The organism is Cupriavidus sp. CPT47-8839-RL05A (genome assembly GCF_058792255.1).
Genome location: NZ_JBYTEG010000013.1, coordinates 185,041 through 192,342 on the forward strand (window position 1 = coordinate 185,041; position 7,302 = coordinate 192,342).

Annotated in this window: 4 protein-coding genes; 1 reads left to right on the forward strand and 3 read right to left on the reverse strand. The window is 67.6% G+C overall.

Going from position 1 to position 7,302, the window contains the following annotated elements; all coding sequences use genetic code 11:
• Nucleotide 1 precedes the first annotated feature (1 nt).
• The 3 genes from AC3WVS_RS17835 to AC3WVS_RS17845 form a co-directional block, all read right to left on the reverse strand.
• Nucleotides 2-3,328: an acetyl-CoA carboxylase family protein gene (locus tag AC3WVS_RS17835; RefSeq protein WP_492319732.1), complete on the reverse strand. Its 3,327-nt coding sequence runs from the start codon at nucleotides 3,326-3,328 to the stop codon at nucleotides 2-4.
• 355 nt (nucleotides 3,329-3,683) lie between these two features.
• Nucleotides 3,684-5,744: a methionine--tRNA ligase gene (gene metG, locus AC3WVS_RS17840; protein WP_492319733.1), complete on the reverse strand. Its 2,061-nt coding sequence runs from the start codon at nucleotides 5,742-5,744 to the stop codon at nucleotides 3,684-3,686.
• Between the two features lie 287 nt (nucleotides 5,745-6,031).
• Nucleotides 6,032-6,670, reverse strand: a complete 639-nt coding sequence (locus AC3WVS_RS17845; protein ID WP_492319734.1) for a YiaD family glycine zipper/OmpA-like lipoprotein — start codon at nucleotides 6,668-6,670, stop codon at nucleotides 6,032-6,034.
• Between the two features lie 340 nt (nucleotides 6,671-7,010).
• On the opposite strand from AC3WVS_RS17845, the gene AC3WVS_RS17850 reads away from it, so the two are divergent.
• Nucleotides 7,011-7,302 (forward strand): iron-sulfur cluster assembly protein (locus AC3WVS_RS17850; protein WP_492319735.1); only part of this gene is annotated, 292 nt, incomplete at its 3' end.

A 7,302-nucleotide genomic window follows, 5' to 3' on the forward strand; every position in this document is an offset into this window, starting at 1 on the left:
CCTACCAGGCGTCGACGAAGGTGCGCATCGGGCGCTGGGGATTGGCGGCACCGGCCTCGAGCCCGCTGACCACCCACTGGCGGGTGGCGGCAGGGTCGATCACGGCGTCGAGTTCCAATGCCGCAGCGGCGTTGATGGCATGGCCGCGCTCGTACATCTGCGCCACCAGCTGCTGGTACAGCGCATCGCGCTGCGGGCCGGCCGGCAGCGCTTCCAGCTCCTTGCGGAAGCCCAGCCGCACCGCGCCCTCCAGGCCCATGCCGCCGAATTCGCCGGTTGGCCACGAGACCGTGAAGGTCGGCGCGCGGAAGCCGCCCGCGGCCATCGCCATTGCGCCCAGGCCGTAGCCCTTGCGCAGCACCACCGCCAGGAACGGCACGCGCAGCTTGGCGCCGGCGACGAACATGCGCGACACATGGCGCACCTGGGCGCGGGCCTCGACCTCCGGGCCCACCATGAAGCCCGGAGTGTCGATCAGCGATACGATCGGCAGCCCGTGCGCATTGCACACCTGCATGAAGCGCGCGGCCTTGTCGGCGGCGTCGGCATCGATGGCGCCGCCGAGGTGGCGCGGGTTGTTGGCGAGAATGCCCACGGGCCGGCCTTCGATGCGCGCCAGCGCGGTGTGGATGCCGGTGCCGAAGCCGGCGCGCAGTTCCAGCACGCTGCCCGCGTCGGCCAGGCCGGCGATGGCGGCGCGCGTGTCATAGACGCGCAGGCGGTTTTCCGGCACCACCTGGCGCAGCGCCAGCGCGTCAGGCGCCTGCCAGTCGTCGACACGGCCCTGGAACATCGACAGGTAATGCCTGGCCGCGGCCACCGCGTCGGCCTCATCGTCGACCAGCAGGTCGACCACGCCGTTGTGGTACTGCACCGTGGCCGGGCCGATGTCCTCGGGGCGGAACACGCCCAGGCCGCCGCCTTCGATCATGGCCGGGCCGGCCATGCCGATGTTGGCGTTGCGCGTGGCGATGATCAGGTCGCAACAGCCCAGCAGCGCGGCATTGCCGGCAAAGCAGCGCCCGGAGGCGATGCCCACCACCGGCACTTCGCCGCTCAGCTCGGCGAAGGCGGCGAACGAAGGCTGGTACAGGCCGGCCACGGTGGGGAAGTCGATGTCGCCCGGGCGGCCGCCGCCGCCTTCGGCAAAGATCACCGTCGGCAGCCGGTTCCGCAGCGCCACCTCCAGGATGCGGTCGGTCTTGATATGGTTGCGCTTGCCCTGGGTGCCGGCCAGCACGGTGGCGTCGTAGGCCAGCACCGCGCAGCGCGCGCGCTCCGGTGCGAACAGGCTGCCGTTGACGGCGCCGGTGCCGGTGATCAGCCCGTCGGCAGGGGTGTTGGCGATCAGGTCGGCCTCGCTGCGCCGGCTGGCCTGTGCCGCCAGCGCCAGGCCGCCGTATTCGCGGAAGCTGCCGGCATCGCACAGGTCGTCGACGTTCTCGCGCGCGGTGCGCTGGCCGCGCGCATGGCGGCGTGCCACGGCCTCGGGGCGGGCCGCGTCGTACAGGAAGGCATGGCGGTCGAGCACGCGCTGCAGGTCGGCGCGGATCGCTGACGGGTCGGTGTGCTCGGCCTCGCCGTCGGCATGGGCGCCAGCGTCGGCAGGCTCCAGCACCAGCATGACCTGGCCCTCGGCGACTTGCTCGCCGGAAGCGGTGCGCAGGTCGATCACGCGGCCCGCGTGCTCGGCCACGATGGCATGTTCCATCTTCATCGCATCGAGCACGGCCACGGTCTGGCCAGCCTTGACCAGGTCGTTCTCGCGCGCCAGTTCGATCACGCGTCCGTTCATAGGCGCGCGCACCGCGCACAGGCCCTCGCCCAGTTGCTCCTCGAAGCTTGCCGTGCTGGAAGGTGCCGCCACCCTGGGGGCGCTGCCTCCTGCGAGGGCCTGCCGCGCCGCGTCGTGCGCCGCAATCTGCGCGGCGCGTTCCAGCAGGGCGGGCAGCGCGGCCTCCATATAGCGCGTATGCACGTGCTGGCTGGCAAAGTCGTCGCGCTCGGCCAGCGCCCGCAGCAGGTCGAGGTTGGTGGCGATGCCGCCGATATTGAATTCCCCGAGCGCGCGCTGCAGGCGCCGCACTGCGTCAGCGAAGTTGTCGCTGGCCGAGGTGACGATCAGCTTGGCCAGCAGCGTGTCGTAATGCGCGGACGGTGCATAGCCGGTATAGCCGTGGGTGTCGACGCGCACGTCCGGCCCGGTGGGCGGATCGAAGCGCTCCAGCCGCCCCTGTGCCGGGCGTGCCAGCCCTTGCGCATCGGTGGCCTCGGCATTCACGCGCACCTGGATGGCATAGCCGCGCACGCGCGGCGGGTGCTGCGGGTCCAGCCCCAGTTCCGCCAGGCGCCGGCCTTCGGCCAGCCCCAGCTGCACGGCCACCAGGTCCATGCCGGTGACCTGCTCGGTGACGGTGTGCTCGACCTGCAGGCGGGGGTTGGCTTCGATAAAGACAAAGGGCAGGGCCGCGCCATCGCGGCGCGCACCGTCCTCGGGCTCTTCGACCAGGAATTCAAACGTGCCCAGGCTGCGGTAGCGCGCTTCGCGCGCGAGCGTGCAGGCGGCATCGACAATGCGCTGGCGCAGCGCCGGATCGAGCGCCGGGCTGGGCGCGATCTCGACCACTTTCTGGAAACGGCGTTGCAGCGTGCAGTCACGCTCGCCCAGTGCGATCACATGGTGGCCGTCGCCGGCGATCTGCACTTCGATATGGCGCGCGCGGGCCACCAGCCGTTCGGCGTAGATGGCATCGATGCCGAAGGCCGAGCGTGCTTCGGAGCGGCAGCGCGCATAGGCTTCGGGCAGCGCGTCGCGCTCGCGCACCACGCGCATGCCACGCCCGCCGCCGCCGCCCACCGCCTTGAGCACCACGCCGGCGCCGTCCTGTTCGTCGAAGAATGCGGTCACCGCATCGAGCGTGGCGCCGCCCGCGGTGGCGGGCATCACCGGTACGCCGCAGCGCGCGGCCAGCGCCAGCGCGCGGCCCTTGTCGCCGAACAGGGCCAGCTGCTCGGGCTCGGGGCCGACAAAGACGATCTCCGCGGCTGCGCAAGCGCTGGCAAAGTCGGCGCGCTCGCTGAGAAAGCCATAGCCAGGGTGGATGGCGTCGCAGCCGGTAGCGCGCGCTGCGCTGATGATGGCGGGAATGTCGAGATAGGCAGCGGCCCCCTGGCCCTGCAGCGCAACAGCTTCGTCGGCCAGCAGGCGGTGCCGGCTGGCATCGTCGTCGGTGGCATAGACCGCCACGGTGGCGATGCCAAGGTCTCGTGCGGCGCGTTGCACGCGCAACGCGATCTCGCCACGATTGGCGATCAGGAGCTTCTTCACAAATGTCCCCTTCCATGCGAAGCGGCATCGCGCAAGCAGCGTTGCGTGGCCGGCTTCTGTTTTTTGGTTTGTGATTCTGCGAGGTGGAATCTACGCGGCTCGTCCAGGGGTCACAAGCGCGATGCGCCGGAACCATGTATGACATGCCGCGCGTGCATAGCGCGGGAGCAAGGGGGAGGGGGAAGGGCTGCCCGTTCTGTTCTGCATTGCAGAATCTCGGGCGGTGTGGCGGGTCGATCCAGAGGCCTGGCTGGCCTTGGATCGCAACCGATGGAACGCGCGGAACATGGCGTTACCGCGGATTTGCCGCCCTCTCCCGACAGCGGGAGAGGGGAACGGCGATGAGTGCCCTGCTTCAGCCGATGCGCATGCCCGGCACCGCGCCCTCGTGCGGTTCCAGGATATACAGGCCCGGCGCGGCCTTCTCATCCGCCGCAGACGCAGCCAGCACCATGCCTTCGGACACGCCGAACTTCATCTTGCGCGGGGCCAGGTTGGCCACCACCACGGTCAGCTTGCCGACCAGCTGCGCCGGCGTGTAGGCCGACTGGATGCCGGAGAACACGTTGCGGGTGCGGCCTTCGCCCAGGTCCAGCGTCAGCTGCAGCAGCTTGTTCGAACCTTCCACCTTCTGGCATTCGACAATCTTCGCGACGCGCAGGTCCACCTTGGCGAAGTCGTCGATGGTGATGGTGTCGGCGATCGGCTCGATCGCCGAGCCCGCGGCGGCCGGCGCCGCGGTTGCCTGCAGCGATTCGCGGTTGGCTGCCAGCAGCGCATCGACCTGCTTGGCATCGACGCGCGTCATCAGGTGCTGGTAGGCCTGCACCGGGCTGGCAGCCGACAGCTGCTTGTCGATGGCACGCCAGTCCAGCGGCTCGACGTTCAGGAAGCGCTCAACGCCGGCAGCCACGTTCGGCACCACCGGCTTCAGGTAGACCGTCAGCAGGCGGAAGGCTTCCAGCGAGACCGAGCATGCCGCATGCAGCGCCGCGCGCTTGTTTTCGTCCTTGGCCAGTTCCCACGGCTTCTCGGTGTCGACGAAGGCGTTGACCGCATCGGTCAGCTCCATCACCAGGCGCAACGCCTTGCTGTACTCGCGGGCTTCGTAGAGGTGGGCGACCTGCGGTGCGGCCTGGCGCAGCTGCTCGAGCAGCGGGTGGGCCAGCGCGGCCTCGTCGACCTTGCCTTCGAAGCGCTTGACCAGGAAGCCCGCGGCGCGGCTGGCGATATTGACGTACTTGCCGATCAGGTCGCTGTTCACGCGCGCAATGAAGTCATCGAGGTTCAGGTCGAGGTCTTCCATGCTCGCGTTGAGCTTGGCGGCGAAGTAGTAGCGCAGCCATTCCGGGTTCATGCCGGTGTCGACATAGCTCTGCGCGGTGATGAAGGTGCCGCGCGACTTGCTCATCTTGGCGCCGTCCACGGTCAGGAAGCCGTGGGCGAACACATTGGTCGGGGTGCGGTAGCCCGAGAAGCGCAGCATCGCCGGCCAGAACAGCGTGTGGAAGTACAGGATGTCCTTGCCGATGAAGTGGTACTGCTCGGCGGTGGAATGCGGGCCGACCCAGGCGTCGAAGTCGATGCCCTTCTTCGCGGCCAGGTTCTGGAAGCTGGCGTAGTAGCCGATCGGGGCGTCCAGCCACACGTAGAAATACTTGCCGGGCGCGCCGGGGATCTCGAAGCCGAAGTAGGGCGCATCGCGCGAGATGTCCCAGTCGGACAGGGTCGAGGCCTCGCCCTCGGCGCCCAGCCATTCCTGCATCTTGTTGGCGGCTTCGGGCTGGGCCAGGTCGGCCACCCATTCGCGCAGGAAGGTCTCGCAGCGCGGATCGGACAGCTTGAAGAAGTAATGGGCCGACGACTTGCGCACCGGCGTGGCGCCGGACACCACCGAATACGGGTTCTTCAGGTCGGTCGGCACGTAGGTGGTGCCGCAGACCTCGCAGGAGTCGCCGTACTGGTCCTTGGCGCCGCACTTGGGGCACTCGCCCTTGATGAAGCGGTCCGGCAGGAACATGTTCTTGACCGGGTCGAAGAACTGCTCGACCTCGCGCTCGGCGATCAGGTCCTCGGCCTTCAGGGCCAGGTAGATCTTTTCGCACAGCTCGCGGTTTTCTTCCGCGTCGGTGCTGTAGTAGTTGTCGAACGACACCAGGAAGCTGTCGAAGTCGCGCTTGTGCTCGGTCCAGACGCGGTCGATCAGTGCCTTGGGCGTGATGCCTTCCTTCTCTGCGCGCAGCATGACCGGCGTGCCGTGGGTGTCGTCGGCGCCGACGTAGTAGACCTCGTTGCCCATCATGCGCTGGAAACGCACCCAGATATCGGTCTGGATGTATTCCACCAGGTGGCCGATATGGATCTGGCCGTTGGCATAAGGCAGGGCGGATGTGACGAGGATGCGACGTGCGGTCATAAACAGGAGCCGGTCAGGAGCGGGGAAGTATCAGGGGACGGCGCCAGCCAGGAGGGGAGGCGCGTGCCGGGAAGGGGCTATTTTAGCAACTGGCCAGCGCCTGCGCGCCGGTTCCGCATGGCGGAATGATGAAGCCGGCGGATCCGTTCGGCCAAAAAAAAGCGCCGGTCAGAGCCGGCGCAGCTTTCCACAACGGAAAAGGAGGAGAAATCAGGTACCGCCCGGGAGGTCAGCCACCCATCGCGAGCCAGCAACGGTGGCAAGCGGCACCTGTTTCTATGACTAGGTCATCCTTGAATTGGTTTCAAAAAAATTTCGACGCGGCGATTTTGTGCCCGTCCGGCCTCCGAGCCGTTGTCCGCAACTGGCTGGGATTGCCCGCGCCCTTCGGCCGTCAGGCGGTTGCGTGCGACGCCGCGATCACCCAGGTAGCCGGCCACGCTCTGGGCGCGGCGCTGCGACAGCTGCATGTTGTAGCTGGGGTTGCCGGTGCTGTCGGTATGGCCCACCACGTTGGCGCTCACGTCCTGGTGCTGGCCCAGGGTCTGCGCGACCTGGTCGAGCACCGAGCGGAACGACGGCTTGATGGTGGCGCTGTCGGTATCGAAGGTAACCTGGCTGGGGATGTTGACCTTGAGCGTGCCATCCGGCTGCTCGGTGATCTGGGTGCCCGTGCCCGCGGTGTCCTTGTTCAGCTTGCCGCGGATGGCGTTCCAGTTGTAGCCGGTTGCGCCGCCGATGGCACCGCCCACTGCCGCGCCCACCAGCGTGCCGGTGGTATTGCCGCCGATCAGGTTGCCAAGCCCGGCGCCGACCGCGGCGCCCACGCCGGTGCCGACTGCCGTATGGGTCTGCTGTTCAGTGGCGCAACCTGCGGCCAGCAGCGTGGCAGCGGCGAGCGAGACAGTAACGAGCTTGATCTTCATGCTTTCTCCTTCTGATGTTCCCGTAAATGTTCTTGGTACCGCATCGCGATGGTAACGCCAAGGCTAGCGGCAGGTAACCCTTTGTACGCGTCGGGCCCGGCCGGTGCGGGCAACCGCCTGCGATGCCGGCGTACCGGGCCGTCCAACCGCACTACAATATGGATATGGCGGCGCGCGCACAAGTGCAAGCTTGTGAGATTTGTAAATGTCTGTAATCCCACACCCAATGCAGGGTATTGCGCGCGGATTTCCGGCGTTCATGGCCGGTGCTGCATACTTTGATACATTAGGCGCAGGCCATCATGCGCCAATCCCCCAAATCATCGAAGCGGAGTTTGTCTTGAGCGTCAGCACTGAGCAGGTCACCGAAGCCCTGCGCACCGTCATCGATCCCAATACGGGCAAGGACCTGGTGTCCACCCGCTCGGCCAGGAATATCCGCGTCGACGGCGGCGATGTCTCGCTGGAAGTCGAACTCGGCTACCCCGCGAAGAGCCAGTTCGATCCGATCCGCAAGCTGGTGGTTGCTGCGGTGCGGCAAGTGCCGGGCGTGATCAATGTCAGCGTCGCCGTGACCATGAAGATCGTCGCGCACGCGGTGCAGCGCGGGGTCAAGCTGCTGCCGGGCGTGA